Source organism: Bacteroidota bacterium (genome assembly GCA_036522515.1).
Classification (GTDB): domain Bacteria; phylum Bacteroidota; class Ignavibacteria; order UBA10030; family SZUA-254; genus VBOC01.
On sequence record DATDFQ010000016.1, the window covers coordinates 1 to 18078 of the forward strand.

Below are 18078 nucleotides of genomic sequence, written 5' to 3' on the forward strand. Positions count from 1 at the left end.
TCATCTCGCCGCCACGGCTGCCTGAAACCGGGGGGTGCCGCGGAGCGGAGCCCATCTGGGATCGATGCGTACCAACGGCACGGAAATTTCCGCAGGTATCGAGAGCAGATGCTCGAGTTGATCCATCGCCGCATCCGGCTCGCCCGTCATCGCGTAAATCCGGGCGAGATCACGGACCCGGTAGGCGCCGCGCCACGCTTCTTTGGAGACCGGCAACAAATCGACTCCCTTTTTCCCTTCGCGGATCGCGTCCTCTTTCCGGCCGAGGCCGGCATAGGTGATCCCGAGGGCGGAATGAAGCCGGGAGTCGTCGGGACGATCATGCACCTTGCGTTCGATGAGCTCGCGAGCGGAATCATACTCCGCTCTTGCCTTGGCGGGCTGCTTCAGAAGTCCGTACAGCTCGCCGAGCACCAGGTTTTTCGGGACAAATTCGAACTGATGGTCGTTCGCCTGAGCGGGCGACGCTGTGATCACCCTGATCCCCTCCTCATAGTTTCCATCGCACATCTCGATGAACGTGCGCAGCCACACAGTCCCGGCATCGGATTCGAATCCCGGAATGGAGGACATATCGCGCATGATGGATCTCGCCTTTTTCGTATCTCCCGCCGAAAGCAGGCAGAGTGAAATCCTGTAGTCGGATCGATCGAGCAGGTCGGGGGTGATCGAAACCGAACGTTCGATGAGTTTCTCAGCTTCCGCGTAGTTTCTCATCAGCGCGTACGTCTGAGCCGCGTTGTAGATCACCTCGGACGACCGGGGATCAAGCTCCATCCCCTTGGTCATGCTCGCAGCGGCTTCCTCGAACTTTCCCTGCCGCCGCTTCACCGAGCCGATGCTCATGAGAAGCTGGCTGTCGTTAGGCCGTACTTTGGCGGCGAGGGCGAATTCCCTGAGAGCATTGTCGTAATCCAGGGACCCCCAGTAATAGTACAAGCCGAGTGCGGCATGGGCATCCGGCAAGTTCGGATCCAGCCGCAGAGCTTCGTCGACGGCGGCTTTTGCCTTGGCAAGACCCTCCTGAGTATGATCGAAATAAAACCAGTACATCGCCGAATGGTTCTCCGAAAGCTTCGCCCAGGCGAGCGCGAACTTTGGATCGAGGTCGACGGCTTTCTGGAACATCTCGAGGCCGATGCGAAAATCCTGCTCCGCATAGCTCCGGCGAAAATATGCCATGCCGCGCAAATAGGCGTCGTACGCCTCGGAATTTTCCGTCGGCCGGGATTCGATCGACTTGCGTTCGGGCTGAAGGAGCGTGATCCCCAATGCGCCCGCGACCTGCGTCGCGATGTCGGATTGGAGCTTGAGAACATCCGTGGAGACCGCATCGTACGGCTGCGACCAGACCTGCGTGGCATCGCTCAGTTTGATCAGGGCCGGGTTGACCCGCACGCGCATTCCCCCCTCCGTCGCGGTTCCCCACCGGATCGTCCCCTGCAGCACGTATTCCACGCCCAGTTCGCTTCCGATCTGCTGCAGCGTCTTCGTCGTCTTCTTGTATTGCATCACGCTCGTCCGGGCGATCACGCCGAGCCCCGAGAGGCCCGAGAGCCGGCTCGTGATCTCCTCGGTGATTCCGTCGGCGATATACTCCTGGTCCGGGGTCCCCAGATTTTCAAACGGCAACACCGCCACCATCATCCTTCCCTGCGAGGTTGCCTTCGAAGCGGTACTCCCGCCCCGAAGGAGGAGAAAACCGGCCACGGCGCCGATGACCAACACGGCTCCAATGACGATGGGGATAATCGCTTTCCGTTTTGCGGCGGGCTCCGGAGTGAGCGCGGGTTGGGAGGAGGTCGAGACCGACGTGTGCGACGCCTCGGGCGCTGAGGCAGGGCGATCGATCGAGGTGCGGGTCACTCTCGTCGATTGCTTTTGGATCCTGCGCAGTTCGCTAGCGATGTCGTCCGCATGCTGGTATCGGTCCGCCGGATCTTTTTCCAGAGCCCGCTGGATGAGATTGGTCAGCGCGGCAGGAAGATCGGGCCGGAGTTTTTCGATCGATTCGGGTTCTTCGTTCACGATGGAATAGACCATGGCGGCCTCATGATCGCCGCGGAACGGAGTGCGCCCGGCGAGCATTTCGAAGAGGACGATGCCGAACGAAAAAATATCGGATCTCCCGTCGACCTCTCCACCATGGATCTGCTCGGGCGCCATGTAGGCGAGCGTGCCGACCGTGGAGGAGGTGCGTGTCAGCTTGAGTGACCCTTTCAGCTTCGCAAGACCGAAATCCATCACCTTCACCTGATTCTTGGCGTTGATCATGATGTTTTCAGCCTTAATGTCGCGATGAACGATCCCTTTCGAATGGGCTTCGTGGAGCGCTTCCGCGATCTGGATGGCATACCCGAGGGCGTCGGGCAGTTTCTGCACGGGGATCTTCTGCCTCAGGGTGACGCCATCCACATATTCCATGACGATAAACTGCTGCCCCTCCTCTTCCCGGATGTCGTAGATCGTGCAGACGTTCGGATGGTTCAGGGCCGACGCCGATTTGGCTTCCTGCAGGAACCGGGCGCGTTCTGCTTCGTGAGACGTCAGGTGTTCCGGGAGAAACTTGAGGGCGACGAACCGGTCGAGCTTGGTGTCCTCGGCCTTGAAGACGACGCCCATCCCCCCTTCGCCAAGCTTCTGGAGGATTTTATATTGTGCGAATATTTTTCCGATCATAGCTTTTTTCTTCCGGAAGGGCCTCGAGCGAGAATCTCGAACCTCCCCTGCCTGACTACATCCGAACTACATTCTCAAAACTGGTCAAAATGACGAGAGGAAATGTCGTCTCTATATAGGCGTGACACCAAAATAGCAAGTTTTAGGGGCAGTTACAAGCAGGATGACACCCAGCTCAAGCTCGCTCCCACGGTCTCCGTGGGAGCGCATATGTGGACGCTCCGCGTCCACGGCCGCGGAGCAGCCGAAATATGGGTTCCCACGCAGAGCGTGGGAACCAGAGGAGGTGAGGCCTTACTTTTCACTTTACGAGCTTGTATCCGGCGTTATGGATGGTGAGGAGGTGGACCGGGGCGGATGGGTCCGACTCGAGTTTCTTGCGGATGGAAAGAATCGAGTTGTCGATCGTCCTCGTCGTCGGGATGTTTTCCTCCACCCCGTACTCCCAAACGTCCGTCAACAGCATGTCGCGGGTGATCACCTCCCCTTCGTGCGCGGCAAGGTACTTGAGGATTTTGAATTCCTTCGTCGACAGTTTTATCTCCCTCTTCTTTTTCCGGGCCTCCTGTTTCCGGAAGTCAAGCTCGACGTCCCCGAACGAGTATTCTTCGATCGCCTTCCGGGATTCGCCCTTCCGGCGGAGCAACGTGCGGATCCGGGCAAGGAGGACCTTCAGGCTGAACGGTTTCGTCACATAATCGTCGGCTCCCAATTCCAACCCGAGGACCTGGTCGATCTCCTCCCTCCGGCTGGTGAGCATGAGGATGGGAATTTCAATTCCGTCGCCCCTGAGCTCCCGGCAAACATCGAGGCCGTTTTTCCCGGGGAGCATGATATCCAGGATGATCAACGCAATATTCTCGCGTTTCGCCATGAGCCGGCCCTTCTCTCCGTCCGAGGCGCTCAGGATTTCGAAACCCTCACCCGAGAGCGAATCGACAAGGCCACGCAGGATGGCGGGATCGTCTTCGACCACGAGTATGCGCTTCAAACGCCAATTCCCCTGCGGCGTACTGGCTGAAGTTCGTTGCCCTCCGGTAACGCGACCTGAAGGTCGCGCCTACCGATGATTTGGGCTTGGTAGGCGCAGGCTTTAGCCTGCGTTTGTTCGGTTCGACGATTGATGTTCAGCCACCACCCCCTGACTCATCCGGTTGCTTCTCGGGGAAATAGAGCGTGAACTCGCTCCCTTCACCCGGAGAACTCTTCACCTCGATATGCCCGCGATGGGCCTCGACGATATGCTTGACCAACGCAAGGCCAAGGCCCGCTCCTCCGGCCCCGATTTCTCTCGCACCCTCTGTCTGGTAGAACGGCTCGAAGATGTTACCGATTTCCTCCGGCGGGATCCCCGCGCCGTGGTCCCTGACCCGGACGGCCACCGACCCGTCGTGCCGGAAGGTCGACACCTCGAGTTCCCTCCGGCCCGGCGAATACTTGATCGCGTTGCCGATGAGATTGATCAACGCCTCCGTGACGGCGTCGGGATCCGCAGAGAGAACGCGGTTACCCGCGTGGAACCTCTTCACGACGGTAAAGCGCCCGATCGCGAGCTGGTACTCCATCGTTTCCAGGACATGCCCCACCAGCTCGTCGATCGAGACTTCGGAGAAACGGTAATCCTTCACCCCGCGTTCCACCCGCGCGAAGTCGAGCACGCTGTTGATCAGGCGGGTGAGGCGCTCGCTTTCCCCCTCTATCATTTTCAGGTACTCTTCCACCCGGGACGCCGGCAGGTTCTTTTTGGTGCGAAGCAGCTCGGCAAACAGGCGGATGGATGTAAGGGGTGTCTTAAGATCGTGGGAGACGCTCGACAGGAAATCGGACTTCAGCTGGTTCAGCTCCCTGAGCCGGTCTCCGGATTCGCGCTCGCGGGAGAGCTTTTCCTGGAGGGTGATTCTCTGTATCGAAAGGCCGGCATGCAGGGAAACGGTCGTGAGGAGGTCCACATCCTCCGCCGTGAACCGGGAAGAGGGTTCCTTGGGGCCAAGGGCCAGGAATCCGATGATCTCTTCCGCGCCGCTCATCATCGGGATGACCAGCGCGATTCCCCAGCGGAGGAACACTTCCTGATCCGCGGGCTCATAGCGCTGGCCCGGTTCGATGCTATCATCGAGCGCGACGGGAAGGCGCAAACCCGTCTTCAGGTTTTCCCGCTGGAGACGGACCCCGTGCTTCTCCAGGAGCCCAAATCCTCTGTGAGCGAGCAATTGCATGCGCTGGGTTCCCTCCCCGACAAGAAAGAACCCGATTCGCTCCACTGGAATCAATTCGCCGACCCGGGAGGTGAGAAGCTCCGACATTTCACCGATCTCCCCGATCTCCTTCATCTCCTCGACGAGGCGGCGGAGGGTTCCCGGGAAATCGTATTCTAAGCGAGATTCACCGATGGGCGGCGCGATGCGCTGGTAGTCTCCCATGATTGTCACAACAACAGATCGGCGCTCCGGATTCCCGAACTTGTGTGGTGTCGCAATTTCATTTTTTTGCTCGTCATCCCGACATGTTTTAGGTCGGGATCTTTATAAAAGAGTTGAAAGATGCTGACCAGGAGCATGTCAGCATGACGAGGTGGAGAGACCCTCGGCTAAATTGAGACACCGCCCAAACTTGACATTCCAAACAACTTTTCCTATCATCCCTGAAATCCTCGGGAGGCTCATCAGAATTCATCATTCAAGAAAGGTCGGTTGCAATGGTTAGACAACATCGGGTTAACACATTCCGGCTGGTTCTGGTCCTCCTGGGCCTTTCGACCTTATGGAGCATCCCGGGGGCAATCTCCCAGGAGAAAAAGGCGGAGTCTCTCTATAAGCGCCTCGGCGGCTACGATGCGATCGCCGCTGTCATAGACGATTTTGTCCCTCGACTCGCGAAGGACCCGCAACTAGGCAAGTTCTTCGCCGGTCACAGTATGGACTCGAAGAAACGTCTCCGGCAACATGTCGTTGATCAGATATGCGAGGCGACCGGCGGGCCGTGTGTCTATACCGGTCGGCCCTTGAAGGTCGCCCATAGCGGGCTCGGGATCACTGAATCTGACTGGCAGGTGGCGGTCGGACACCTCGTAACCACTCTCGATAAGTTCAGTGTTCCCAAGCAGGAACAGAGCGAATTGCTCGCGATACTCACGAGCGTCAAGCCGGACATTGTCGCGCCTGCCGCAGTCCCGGCGGAGAAAAAATAGCCGTAGAGTTCTATTCGCCGTCGCGATCGTTCCCGGGCAGTTCCAGCATCTTCACTTCGGGCAATGCGGAGCCTATGATGCCCTGTAATTCGCCGTACATTCCCGCGGTATTCCGGATGACCCGCTCGATCTGCGCTTCTCGCTTGGCCCAGATCTTCTCCATCGACCTTTTCTCAGCATCAAGGTCGATTTTCATCGCGGCAAACGATTCAACGATCGCCTCAACACGCTGCTTGAACGCGGTTCCTGACAGATAGGAGTAGATCAACTCCATCTTCTCATTCTTCCCTTCGAGGGCGGCGCTCGCCCGCGTCACCTCGGTCAGGTTGGCGCGTAGAGCGGTCGCAAGCCCCATCACCGACGGAAAATCGGCGACCCAGATCCCTTCGTAGAATCCGAACCGGTTGAGCTCTTTCGGAAGGACGGTTGTAACGATTACCGCGATCTCCGCCTTTGCAGCCCGTTGATCGTCTTTGAGCTTCTGTATCCAGCCGTCGCTCCACGCTTTGGTCCGCTTGGATTCCCAGATGATGCTCCCGCATGGCCGGCCGCTCTCATCATGTACCCGCTGGATCAGGTCGGCTCCCCGCACCCCTTTTGCCACCGGCTCGATCACATCCGTCCTGAACTGCCGCGCCAGGAGCGCCTCGAGCTCGACCTCAAGCGCTTCGCCTTGCGCCTGCTGGGACGTCAGCTCCGACCGGCGCTGGAGCTCATCGATTTGACGGCGCAAGTCCGAAACCAGCTTCTCCTTCTCAGCCATCTTGAGATGCTGTTCCTCGGCTGCCTTTCGGCCCGCGTCATCCCAAATCTTCGTCCGCTCGGAGGCAAGCGTGCGTTCCACCTCGAGTTTTAGATTCTGTTCCCGCTCTTCCAGTTCGCGCTGCCGCTTCCGGAGCTCCAGTTCCTGCCGCCTGGCCGTGTCGAGCTGTTTGGCGCTTTCCTCCAAGCGGTTCTTCAGATCCTTCAGCTCGACCCCGAGAGATTCTTCCGCCTGTTTCTTCGCCTGCTGCTCGAACCGGGCGCGGTCCTGCGCCCTCTGTGTCTCGAATGCCCTCTGCTGCGCGTCGAGGGCCGTCGCGCGTTCCGCGTCTTTCTTACGGATATCCTGCTGGAACTCGGCCCGGAGTTTTTCCTCGATATCGTGCGTGAAGGCCTCTGTGAGGGGGATCTTGTTCCCGCACTTTGGACAGGTGATGTGTTGTTCTGGCATGACGAAAAGATACAGAAATCGGTTTAGAGATACAATCGGTTCCCGGGCGCCGGTAGGGACGGTCTCTCGGAGAGGTGGCGCAAGCTAAAGCTTGCGGCTACCGAATTTACGAGGAGATTGCCCCGCCCCAAGAGGGGTGGGGCTAAAATACGTGGCCCTTCTTGAACTGGAGGACACTCACGCTTGTGATGACCGTTGCTATCGCAAGCAGAACTCCCAGGTTCGGGAGGATGTCGACGAGGGGGGCGCCCCGCCAGAGGACCTGCAGAAACCCGTCCATCGACCAGTAGACGATCGTCCCTTTGCTGATCGTCTGAATGTACCCCGGCATGAACGACGTGGGAAACCAGGCGCCGCCGATGGAGCTCATCGTGAGGATCAGGAAGGTCCCAAGTCCGTTTGCCTGGGAGGACGTTTTGGAAACCGCGGAGAGGAGCATCCCGAAAGACGTGCAGGCCATCGCGGCGGCGACCAGGATCAGCGTCAGGTTCACAAAATTCGACATGATATCGATCTTGAAGAGCAGGGATCCCGCCGCGAACAGGACGATGAGCTGCACGAACCCCAGCGACATGTTATAGAGATACTTGCTCCAGAGGATCTGCACGCGGGAGATCGGAGATGCGAGGATCCGGAGGACGACTCCGCTCTTCTTTTCATCGAAGAGCGACGAGGCGGAGCCGGTCAGCGTGAACATCAGGAACATCATCGCCCACCCGCCGACGCTTCGGGTCGCCCACGGATTGGAAATGTCTTTTCCGACGATCTGCTCCGACTCGAAGTCGAGGACATTCTTGAAGAAGTTTTTCCCTCCATTGCCTGCTCCGGATGGAAACGTCCCGCCGAGAGAGGGGAATTTGATCTTCCCGGTATCGATCTTGAAATAGCGCCCAACGAGCGACCTGATCCCGTTATTGAACTCCTTGCCGGAATCGACGCCGAGGAACCGGAGGGCCCTTCGCTGCATCCCCTCGATGAACATGCCCGGGATCTGAGACATGATCGTCTGCGTGAGGACCCCCTGAATGATCTGCATCTCCATGTCATTCTTGGGATCGTAATAGAACTTCAGCTTCAGCCCGATGGAGGTGTCGGTGTAGGCGTCCGCGGGTATGACAAGTGCGGCCGAGGCGCTTCCTCTCCGGACGTACTCCTGGATCGTGGCCGTATCGAACGCCGTCTCGTTCCCGCGATCGTCCGTGTACGACTTCACCAGCTTGAAGGTCTTCGTGGTATCGAGAATTTTTTCGATCCCCGCCGCCACGGAAGCGGAACTGGCGTTCATGAAGGCGAGTTTCAGGTTCTGGGGGCCGGAGTTCAGATTGCCGAAAATCGACCCCCAGATGGCGATCAGGCCGATCGGGATCAGAAATGTCAGGCTCACCGCGACCCTGTCGCTCCAGAAGAGCCGGTACTCTTTCATGATCAGCGCGAGGACGGTTCTCAATCCCGGAGGCTCCTCCCCGTGAGATGGAGAAAAAGCGCCTCAAGCGTCGGCTTGCTCATCTGAATCGAGCGGGGACTGATCCCCTGCTGCTCCATGCAGGAGAAAAACGAGGAGAGATGGAATTCTCCCCCCGGCTTCAGCTCGAACCTCTCCTCCTCGTCGATCACCGTCCCGAATTTCCTGAAGACCTCGAGCTTGTCGTTCGTCGCTCCGTTCTTGGCGATCGAAATCGTCTCTTCGTATGCCAGCTTTCCGAGGAGATGGTCCAGCGTCCCCTCGGCCACGATCGCGCCGGAGTCGATGATCGCAATCCGGCTGCACAACCGCTCCGCCTCCTCCATATAGTGGGTCGTATAGACGATCGTCTTCCCTTCGCGATTCAATAGTTCGAGGTAATCGAAGATGGCATTCCTCGACTGCGGATCCACCCCGACCGTCGGCTCATCGCAGAGAAGAAGCGCAGGATCATGGAGGAGGCTGGAGATGAGGTTGAGGCGCCGTTTCATCCCTCCCGAGAACGTCTTCACCTTGTCTTTCCGCCGGTCGTAGAGCTGGACCGCCCTGAGCCTCTCTTCGATCCGCTCTTTCAGCGTCGTTCGATCGATGTGGTAAAGGCTTCCGAAAATCTCCAGGTTTTCCTGCGCCGAGATGTCGTCGTACAGGGCGAGAGATTGCGGGACCAATCCCACGTTTCTTCTCGCTGCGAGGTTATCGCGGGAAACTTTCTCGTCCCCGACGTAGATCTCGCCCCCGTCAGGGTTCAGGTACCCGATCAACAGGTTCATCAGGGTCGACTTCCCTGCTCCGTTCGGACCGAGGAGGCCGAGGAATTCCCCGTCCCGGACCTCCAGCGTGACGTTCCGCAGGGCGGTGACGCCGGGGAAGCTTTTTGAAAGATCGTTGATACGGATCATCTGGCTGTCATCCTGAGGGAGCAATGCGACCGAAGGATCTCCGTCCTTCGAAAGAGCGAGATCCTTCGCGGAGTTTACACTGAGCGAAGCGAATGTGCTCAGGATGACAAGGGAGGATGACAAAAGGTGTGTTTCGCAATTTCATTCCTTATAGATCTTCACGACCGGCTTTCCGTCGGCATCGATATAGGCGCGGTACATACCCGTCGTATTAAAGGGCATCGCGATATTGCCGTCCTTGTCGATCGCGATCACGCCTCCGTCGCCCGCCATCTTCGGGAGCTTTTCCATCACGACCTTGTCGGCGGCATTCTGCAACGACATTCCCGCGTATTCCATCAGCGCGGAGATGTCGTGGGCGACGACCGAGCGGATGAAAAACTCTCCGGTTCCCGTGGCCGAAACGGCGCAGGTCAGGTTGTTGGCGTAGGTCCCGGCGCCGATAATGGGCGAATCGCCGACCCGCCCAAACCTCTTATTCGTGGTTCCCCCCGTGGAAGTTCCAGCCGCGAGATTGCCGCCTTTATCGAGAGCGACGCACCCGACCGTCCCGTGTTTCCCCTCCGACGTATCCGCCGGTTGGGCTTTCCGCCCGGCGGAGGAATCCTTTTCATCCTTTAGCGCCTTCTGCAGCTGGTCCCAGCGCTTTTGCGTGTAAAAATACCCTTGCGGAACAAGCTCGACGCCGTGCGCTTTGGCAAACGTCTCAGCACCCTCACCCACCAGCATCACGTGGGGGGATTTTTCCATCACGAGTCGCGCGAGGCTGATAGGGTTCTTGATATGCTTGACCGCGGCGACAGATCCGGCTTTGAGAGTCTTTCCGTCCATGATCGACGCGTCGAGCTCGTTGGTCCCCTCGTGCGTGAAGACCGAACCTTTCCCCGCATTGAACAAAGGGGAATCCTCCAGGATCGTGATGACACGTTCGACCGCATCGAGGCTGGAGCCGTCGTTCCGGAGGATCTCATACCCTGTCTTGAGCGCCTCGAGAAGTTTGTCGCGGTACTCCTTCTCGAGCTCCGGCGACATCTGTCCCCTGGAAATCGTCCCTGCCCCGCCATGGATGACGAGCCGGAACTTTGCCCCGGAACGTTCGGCTTGCGCAGGTGGAGCTGCCTGGCCGAGGGCGACGTTTTGCCGTAGGGCCGGCTCGATGGCCGTGAAGAGAAGGATCAGGACAATCCCCGGGAGTTCGTAATCCCGCAGAACGCAGAATCTAAGTATCTCTCTTACGAGCATGGTGCCTCTGGATTGATGAGTTGAAGCTCCCACGGTCTCCGTGGGAACGAGGTAAAGATGCCGGCTGAGGCATCGGTAGGCGCGACCTTCAGGTCGCGCTCGCTCCCACGGTCTCCGTGGGAGCGGATATTTGGACGCTCCAGCGTCCACGGCCGCGGAGCGGCCGTCATATGCGTTCCGACGCAGAGCGTGGGAACGAGGAGCGAGCTACCGGATCCTTATCAATTCCGTGCGGCGGAAGCAATCGGGTGCATGATCATTGACCATCCCGACGGCCTGCATGAACGCGTAGCAAATCGTGGAGCCGACAAATTTGAACCCCCTGGCTTTCAACTCCCTGCTCATGGAATCGGACTCGGGTGTGCTCGCCGGAATCGCGTTCGCTCTCTTCGGAGGATTCTTCTTCGGAAGCCCTTCGACGAACTGCCAGATAAACCGGTCGAAACTCCCCGCGGCCTCCCTCACCTCGAGAAACGATTTCGCGTTGCCGATCGCGGCGTCGATCTTCAGCCGGTTCCTGACGATCCCTTCATCCGAAAGGAGCTGCCTGACTTTGGGCCTGCCATAGGAAGCCACCTTTTCCGGGTCGAACCCGTCGAACGCCTTACGGTAATTTTCGCGTTTGCGGAGGATGGTGATCCAGCTTAGCCCCGCCTGGGCACCCTCGAGGATCAGCATTTCGAAGAGTTTCCGGTCGTTATGAACGGGCACCCCCCACTCGGTGTCATGATACTTTATATAGAGGGGGTCGGAACCGGCCCAGCTGCAGCGGACTTTCGCCCTTGCGGGAGGTGTCGAGCGGGATGCCACTTCTTAAGGCATCAGGCGTTTCAGGAGCTGGATCTGGCCGGCGTGGTAAATATCGTGAGCGCCGATCCCGAAAACGAGTTCCCCGGTGGAGACCTTGCTCCCTTTGGGGACCTTCTTCAAATCGCTCGGGCGGAGTCCCACAATCGTCTCGCGTAGTCTGCGGTGGCACCGTTCCAGGATCGCAATGTCTTCCCGCCATGCCTTTTCCGATAGTGTGACAGGCCGCTTAAAGAAATTGTTCCCCTTGAGCGGAAACGACCCGGTTTTCTCCCCAAGGATCTTCCGCCGCACGGCATATTTCCAGTAGGCCGCATGGAGCATGATTTCCCAGATGTTATGCCTGTTCGGCCCGGGCCTCCAGGCCGCCTCCTTCGGACTCACACCGCGGATCGAGCCCCGCAAGTTCGGCCCGTGCCAGGCTTTCTTGTTGTATCCTTCGTCAAACTGCCGGAGAAGCATCGCCTTTTCGCCCGGGCGCTTCATTTCTTCCCCGCAAGCCGTGTCTTGATCTTCTCGATGCTTGCTTTCGCGGTACCGGCGGCCTGATCATCCTGGTCGCCTGCAATTTTTTCAAGCCCCGCGAGCGTGCTCTCGTCCCCGAACTCCCCGAGAGCCTGCACGGCCCTTGACTTGATGCCCGAATCCTTGTCGTTGAGGAGCGACCGGTAGGCGGCTTTCACCTCCTGATTTCCCCGCGCATACCTGCGGAGAATGTTGAGGGAGGAGGATCGCGTCGTCACCGGTTTGCCGTAGCGAACACCGGAGAGCGCCTCCGCGAGCGCCCTGTTTGAATCGATTCTCACAAGCGCACCCAGCGCGGCGTTTGCGACGTTATTGCGGTATGACGGTTTGGTCAGAAACGAAACCACGACCGGTTCCGCTCCGGCTGAATCGGCTTCCGCGAGCGCGCCGATGGCGCTTGAAACTACCGAATAGCTCGAGTCGTCAAGCGCCTTCCGGATCGCAGCCACCACGTCCGCCCCGCGGAATTTGGCAAGCTGGCTGAGCGCGGCCGATCGCACCGCCGGTTTCGAATCCGCCGCTGCGGAAATGAGAGTCGCCGCGATGCGCTGCTTGAGCGCGTCGTCCTTCGTTTTGATCTTTCCCAGGCCGGCGATGGCCTCGCGGCGGACGTTCCAGAACTTGTCGCCCGTCGAGATCCTTGAAAAGAGCTGCTGAAACTCTTCCCTCTGGTCCAGTCCGGCGAGCGTCCTCACGGCGAGCATCCGGTCGACCGAGCTCGGATCCGATTCGGCCTGGTACGCCCACTCGTCGTTCGACTTTGTGAATTTCAGTTCCTTGAGAATCCAGCCGTCCGGATCGAACGCGACAAGCTGCGGTTTCGAGGCGGAGGGAATTGTGAACGTCGTATCCCTCCCGAGGATCGTAACGGTCTGCCGGGACCTTCCGGCCGGCGAGGTGATCTCCACCTCGACGGGTGTCCGGAACACGCCCGTAAGGCTGTCCATTTTCTGGGTCTGCTTCACCGTCAAAAGGATGTTCTTGTCGGCTTCGCTCCACCTGTATGAGACGTCGAACACGGGATGTCCAGCCTTATAGACCCACTGGTCGAAGAACCAGTAGAGGTTCTGGCCCGTGGCTTCCTCGATCGCCCTCTTCAAATCGTTCGTCTCCACCGCCGTGAACTGATGTTTCGTGATGTAATGGTTGAGTCCCTTCCAGAAGAGCTGATCGCCCAAAACGAAACGGAGCATGTTGAGGACCGCCGCGCCCCGGGGGTAGATGTTCGTTCCGTAGCTGCCGACGCTGACGATCGGTTTTCGCCCCAACGTCGTGTCCGTGCGGATGCCCGCCTGCTGGCTGTTGTACATGCTCAACCGGAACTCGTCTTCCCCGGCGGAGTGCTCCTGGTAAAGGGGGTCGAAGTAGCTGGCGAAGCTTTCATTGAGCCACAGATGCCTCCAATCCTTGCACGTGACGACATCGCCCCACCACTGATGCGCGAGCTCGTGGGCGATCAGGCTCGTCGGCAGGCCGTCGACCCGTTGCCGCGCGTCGTAGACCGAGATATAGTCCAGCAGGGTCGTGGCGCTGCTGTTTTCCATCCCTCCGAAGATGAAGTCTGCGATCACCGCCTGCGCATACTTTTCCCATGCGTATGAAAATCCGATTTTCTCGTTGAAGAACTTGATCATGTCGGGAGTTTCATGAAAGCAGATCCTCGCGTCGGCGGTGTCGCCCGGATAGACATAGTACTCGAGCGGAAGTGAGCCGGCCCTGTCGTGCAGGATCGCATAGTTGCCGATGGCAAGCGTTATCAGGTAGGAGGCGTGCGGTTTATTTTCCCTCCAGTGGAACGTCTTTGTGCCCTCTTTCTTGTTCTCCTTCACGCTGACCAGCTCCCCGTTCGAGAGGGCGGTATAGGCGCTACTGACCGTCGCGATCATCTCCGACGTTGCCTTGTCGTTCGGAAAATCATGGCAGGGGAACCAGTTGTGGTTGTCCATGTCCTCCCCCTGCGCATAGACCTGCCACGGCTTGTCCGGATACCCCGAGTCGGGCCGTGTGAAATAGAGGCCCCTTTTGGGCGAGCAGGTGTATTCGACGGAGACCGTAAGCGTATCTCCGGTCGTGTAAGGTCGATCCAGGGGGATCACGAGCTTCTTCGGCTCGAGATTAAATCTCAGCGGCTTTCCTGACGCCAGTGAGACATGCTGTATCTCCATCTTCTCCGCGTCGAATTCGATGTTCTTGAAGGCGGTCAGAAACGGGACGAGCGTCGTGGTGACTTTGCCTTTCACGCTCTTCGCCTTCTCATCCACCGAGACTTCGATCTTGTAGTGAAGGACGTGATACGTGCGGTTAGGCGCCTCCCCGGCGTCGCGCACGGGAAATACCGACTGGGCCGGCAGAACGCGCGGGAGGATGAAGCAGCAGAGGAGTATGAGCATGCGATTCATTGGAGTACTCTTTCCGGGCTGGTGGGGGTGAAACCGGCAACGGGTTCCGGCCGGTTCAGGAATATAGAGAGCCACAGGTTCGATTGCAAATGCCGGCTGAGATCGGTGGTGGGTGAATTTCAACACCCGAGCCAAACACCCGCAGCCTAAAGGCTGCGGCTACCAAGCCCGAGGTTTCGGTAGCCGCGACCTTCAGGTCGCGGGACGAGATGGCAACGAAACCCGGTCAGTTCCCGGAGATCCTTCGCTGCGCGAGGTATCACCCCTATTCCATCCCGCAATCAAACCCTCCAATGGGCGGTCCCGCCGGTGGATCGAGCTGCGAAGGGAGTTTCAGGTCTTTCGGGTTCGCCTCGAATGTCCTGATCAGCGAGAGAGCGAAGACGAAATGCGCCTGCTGGCTCTCATCCTTCGCCGTTTTTCTCTCACGCGACAACCAGAGCTTCAATTCTTCAATCTTGAGCGCCGCAATCCCGCGGACCTGCTGGGGGGCGTTTTCGTTCACCGCCAGGGAGAGGAGGTTCGTAAGCACCGACCCGTCGGCGACTCTGAGAATCTCCGCCTGGTATCCGCTCCCGTGCGGAGCGTACCAGGTGCCTGAAAGCAGGCGGCCGATCACCTCGTCCAACCCGGGGAAACCGGCGTCACGCGAGTGGTACTCGACGAGCCGCGCCGCCCTGGCCGGGTGGAGCATCAGGCTCACGGTCAGATTCGCCGACGCCTCCGCTACCGAGAGGGGATCGAACGTCATTCCCGTCCGGCTCTTGAAAAGCTCGGCGCTTCTGTCGTATCCCGACGGGCGCGGCGGGATCAGGGCGAGAATCCGTTCCGGCACGGCGAGGGCGGAGGGCTTCAAGGTTTCAAGAAGGGCCGCGAGCGCGCGCCGCTGTTCAGCCGGGGGAACCATTGCGACCGGAACCTGCCCGTCCCCGCGGAGCGCATAGGTGTATCGAAGGCCTCCCAGCACTTTCACCGCCGCCTCCACCTGGTAGCGGTGGGACATATAGACCGGCACAAAGACGTCTTCCAAAGTCGCCATTGGCACACCCGGGCGGATGGCCTTCTCGGAGAACCTCTTCAACGCGACCGCGCGGACGCCCATGATTCGCTTCAACTCGTCGACGGCGTTCGCCCCGTTATCCCACAAATGCGTTTGCGGATGGGCGCTTCCCTGCGGCCTGGCGTCCTGGTCGGTGAGAAAGGTGAGTCCCCGGGATGCGGCATCGTTGATGATCCGGTTGAGCGCGCCCCTTTCATCCGTCCCCGGGGCAAAGTCCTGGTATCCGTACGCGATGGTCACCTTATCCCAGTCGCCGATCCCCGTCGCGTACGCCCGGGATACGTCGAGCGATGAATCGGGTGCGATCGTAACGAGCGGATGCGGGTAGTCCATCACCGAAGCCCGGCCCTGGGAGCTGGCGATGTAGTTGTGCTGCAGGCCGAGCGTGTGTCCCACCTCGTGCGCGGCGAGCTGGCGGATCCGCGCGAGCGCCATCTCCAGCATCCTCGGGTCCGTCGCTTTGCCCGCTTCGTAGTCGGCGACCATCCCCTCTGCGATCAGAAAATCCTGCCGGACACGGAGGGACCCGAGGGAGACGTGTCCCTTCAAGATCTCTCCGTTCCTCGGGTCCACGATCGAATTGCCGTACGACCAGCCTCTTGTCGCCCGGTGAACCCACTGAATCACGTTGTACCGGATGTCCATCGGGTCGGCGCTGTCGGGAAGGAGGCTCACCTGGAAGGCGTTTCGATACCCTGCCGCCTCGAACGCCTGGTTCCACCATCGGGCCCCCTCCAGAAGCGCCGAGCGTATCGGCTCGGGCGCCCCCCGGTCGACATAGTAGAGAATCGGCTTCACCGCGTCGCTCACCGGGGCGGCTGGGTCTTTTTTCTCGAGACGGTGCCTCACGATGAACCGCTTCACCAGGGGTTCCGGGATCGGGGTGGCGTAATCCTGATAGCTTATCCAGCCGAACCCGGATCGCGGATCGAACGCCCGCGGGGTGTATCCGGGGGCGGGGAGCCGGTCAAAGGAGTGATGCTGGCGGACAGTGATCGAGCCGGGCGTCGGGACGACCTGCTGAACCCAGTTGCCCGGTTCGTCCCCGGTAAAGGTCAGCGTCACCTCCACCTCGGTGTTCTCGGGAAAGTTTCGGGTTCGGGGGAGATAGAACGCGCAGCGCGACGGATCGAGTCTGAACTGGCCCTGGTTCGTATTTTTCAACGTACCCACGACATTGTGAGCGTCCCGGAGAAAAAAACCGGTCGCATCGACGAGGACGGTCGAATCCCTCTCCGCCACGACATCAAATCCCCAGAGAATCGATTGTGCGAAGGCCTGCTCGACCGTCCGGCGCTCGTCGGGATCGTCGCTCATCGCCCGGTACGAATAATTCGGCTGGAGCAGCAACACCTTGGGGCCGCTTCTCAGAAACTTCACGACCCGCCCTCCGCCAAGCTGCCCGCGGTCCAACCCGATGTCGTTCGATCCGACGCCGGTGGGGAGCGAATTCATATAGAGGAATTCCTCGTTCCATCTGGCGATTTCCAGGTAGACTTTTCCCCCTTTCGGATCCCAGTAGTAGGTGAAAAACCCGGGGTGCTTCTCCATGCCGCCCGTTTTCTCCGAAATTGATGCCGGCTGGGCTTCCGGTTTTTGTTGCGAAACCGCGAGGGTGGCGAGAAACAGGAGCGACAGCAGGAACTTGAGCATGGATCGTTTCTCCGGGGTAATGGTGACGGGCGGCAGATTCAGGACAGCCATTGAGTATAACACGCCGGGGGGAAAGAAGCAAAAGGATGGCCCTTCCCGCCCTCGTTCCCACGCTCTGCGTGGGAACGCAGTCCGCGGCGCTCTGCGCCGCAGCGAGGTTGGGACGCAGCGCGTCCCGGCAGACGTTCCGCCGCAGTGCGGCGGTACGAGAGGACCTTCAAAAGAGCCTGAATGGGAGGTATTTCGGCAAAGGTATGAGGGGAATAAAAAATGATTAGGATTTGATCCGGCAATTATGTATACTGTGGTGTCAAATAACAGTACACCGCTTGTGTAGTCCTGCTGATGAACCGTACGAATCCCTCCAAGGTCGCAACGCCATCATTCAGATAACCTAGTAGGCGTACACCTTGCCCGGCGGTTGAGCCGGGCAGTCACAAATACACGAAGGAATCGTTCCATGGAAAAAGGAACAGTCAAGTGGTTCAACGCAGCAAAAGGTTTTGGTTTCATTTCTCGCGAAGGCGGCGAAGATGTATTCGTCCACTTCAACGCGATCTCAGCAAGCGGTTACAAGAGCTTGAATGAGGGTGACAAGGTAGAGTTCGAAGTCGAGAAGGGCCCCAAGGGCCTTGCGGCGTCGAAGGTCACCGTCATCTCGTAAACCAGAAGCATCCTGCAAGATCAAACCCCGCCCGAAAGGCGGGGTTTTTTGTTTCATGGGGGGTTGACATTCCCCCTCTGATTTGGTATGTTACCTGCCACACACCCCGCACGGCGTGCAGATGGTTCCGATTGCACGAGTTCACCAATTCCAATCATTTGGGACAAACAGGAGGATGCCATCCGACACTCCTTCAAGGTGATCGTTGCGGCCTGCTCCGCCCTCCTGATCTTTGGCTTCCCCGAACATCGCTCCTCAGGATCTTCCGCGCTGGCGCTTGATCGCCAC

The 18078-nt window shown here is 59.1% G+C and carries 13 protein-coding genes; 2 read left to right on the forward strand and 11 right to left on the reverse strand.

The features are described from left to right. The 3 genes from VI215_02570 to VI215_02580 form a co-directional block, all read right to left on the reverse strand. Complete coding sequence (locus tag VI215_02570; protein ID HEY6191189.1) at nucleotides 1-2679, reverse strand: protein kinase; 2679 nt, start codon at nucleotides 2677-2679, stop codon at nucleotides 1-3. Nucleotides 2680-2980: 301 nt separating this feature from the next. Beyond that, complete coding sequence (locus VI215_02575; GenBank protein HEY6191190.1) at nucleotides 2981-3670, reverse strand: response regulator transcription factor; 690 nt, start codon at nucleotides 3668-3670, stop codon at nucleotides 2981-2983. Nucleotides 3671-3806: 136 nt separating this feature from the next. Further along, nucleotides 3807-5099 carry an ATP-binding protein gene (locus VI215_02580; protein HEY6191191.1) on the reverse strand — a complete coding sequence of 431 codons (1293 nt, stop codon included), beginning with the start codon at nucleotides 5097-5099 and terminating at the stop codon, nucleotides 3807-3809. Nucleotides 5100-5374: 275 nt separating this feature from the next. Between VI215_02580 and VI215_02585 the strand changes: the two genes are divergently transcribed. Next, the gene (locus tag VI215_02585; GenBank protein HEY6191192.1) at nucleotides 5375-5866 is read left to right on the forward strand and encodes a group 1 truncated hemoglobin; all 492 of its coding nucleotides are present in this window, start codon (nucleotides 5375-5377) and stop codon (nucleotides 5864-5866) included. Between the two features lie 10 nt (nucleotides 5867-5876). On the opposite strand, the gene VI215_02590 is transcribed toward VI215_02585, so the two are convergent. From VI215_02590 to VI215_02625, 8 genes are all read right to left on the reverse strand, one after another. Continuing rightward, on the reverse strand, nucleotides 5877-7079 hold the full coding sequence (locus VI215_02590; GenBank protein ID HEY6191193.1) for a DUF2130 domain-containing protein: 1203 nt from the start codon (nucleotides 7077-7079) through the stop codon (nucleotides 5877-5879). Between the two features lie 142 nt (nucleotides 7080-7221). Then, on the reverse strand, nucleotides 7222-8526 hold the full coding sequence (locus VI215_02595; protein HEY6191194.1) for an ABC transporter permease: 1305 nt from the start codon (nucleotides 8524-8526) through the stop codon (nucleotides 7222-7224). Beyond that, on the reverse strand, nucleotides 8523-9563 hold the full coding sequence (locus tag VI215_02600) for an ABC transporter ATP-binding protein (GenBank protein HEY6191195.1): 1041 nt from the start codon (nucleotides 9561-9563) through the stop codon (nucleotides 8523-8525). Before VI215_02600 ends, VI215_02595 begins: the two co-directional genes overlap by 4 nt. 18 nt (nucleotides 9564-9581) lie before the next feature. Then, nucleotides 9582-10682: an isoaspartyl peptidase/L-asparaginase gene (locus VI215_02605; GenBank protein ID HEY6191196.1), complete on the reverse strand. Its 1101-nt coding sequence runs from the start codon at nucleotides 10680-10682 to the stop codon at nucleotides 9582-9584. 207 nt (nucleotides 10683-10889) lie between these two features. Further along, a complete protein-coding gene (locus tag VI215_02610; protein HEY6191197.1) occupies nucleotides 10890-11492 on the reverse strand; it encodes a DNA-3-methyladenine glycosylase I in 603 nt (200 codons plus the stop codon). A 3-nt stretch (nucleotides 11493-11495) separates the two neighbouring features. Continuing rightward, nucleotides 11496-11975, reverse strand: coding sequence for a DinB family protein (locus VI215_02615; GenBank protein HEY6191198.1), 480 nt, complete (start codon nucleotides 11973-11975; stop codon nucleotides 11496-11498). After that, complete coding sequence (locus VI215_02620) at nucleotides 11972-14413, reverse strand: M1 family aminopeptidase (GenBank protein ID HEY6191199.1); 2442 nt, start codon at nucleotides 14411-14413, stop codon at nucleotides 11972-11974. The genes VI215_02615 and VI215_02620 overlap by 4 nt, the downstream gene beginning before the upstream one ends. Before the next feature lie 265 nt (nucleotides 14414-14678). Then, complete coding sequence (locus VI215_02625; protein ID HEY6191200.1) at nucleotides 14679-17126, reverse strand: zinc-dependent metalloprotease; 2448 nt, start codon at nucleotides 17124-17126, stop codon at nucleotides 14679-14681. A 460-nt stretch (nucleotides 17127-17586) separates the two neighbouring features. Between VI215_02625 and VI215_02630 the strand changes: the two genes are divergently transcribed. Continuing rightward, a complete protein-coding gene (locus tag VI215_02630; protein HEY6191201.1) occupies nucleotides 17587-17790 on the forward strand; it encodes a cold-shock protein in 204 nt (67 codons plus the stop codon). Nucleotides 17791-18078 lie beyond the last annotated feature (288 nt).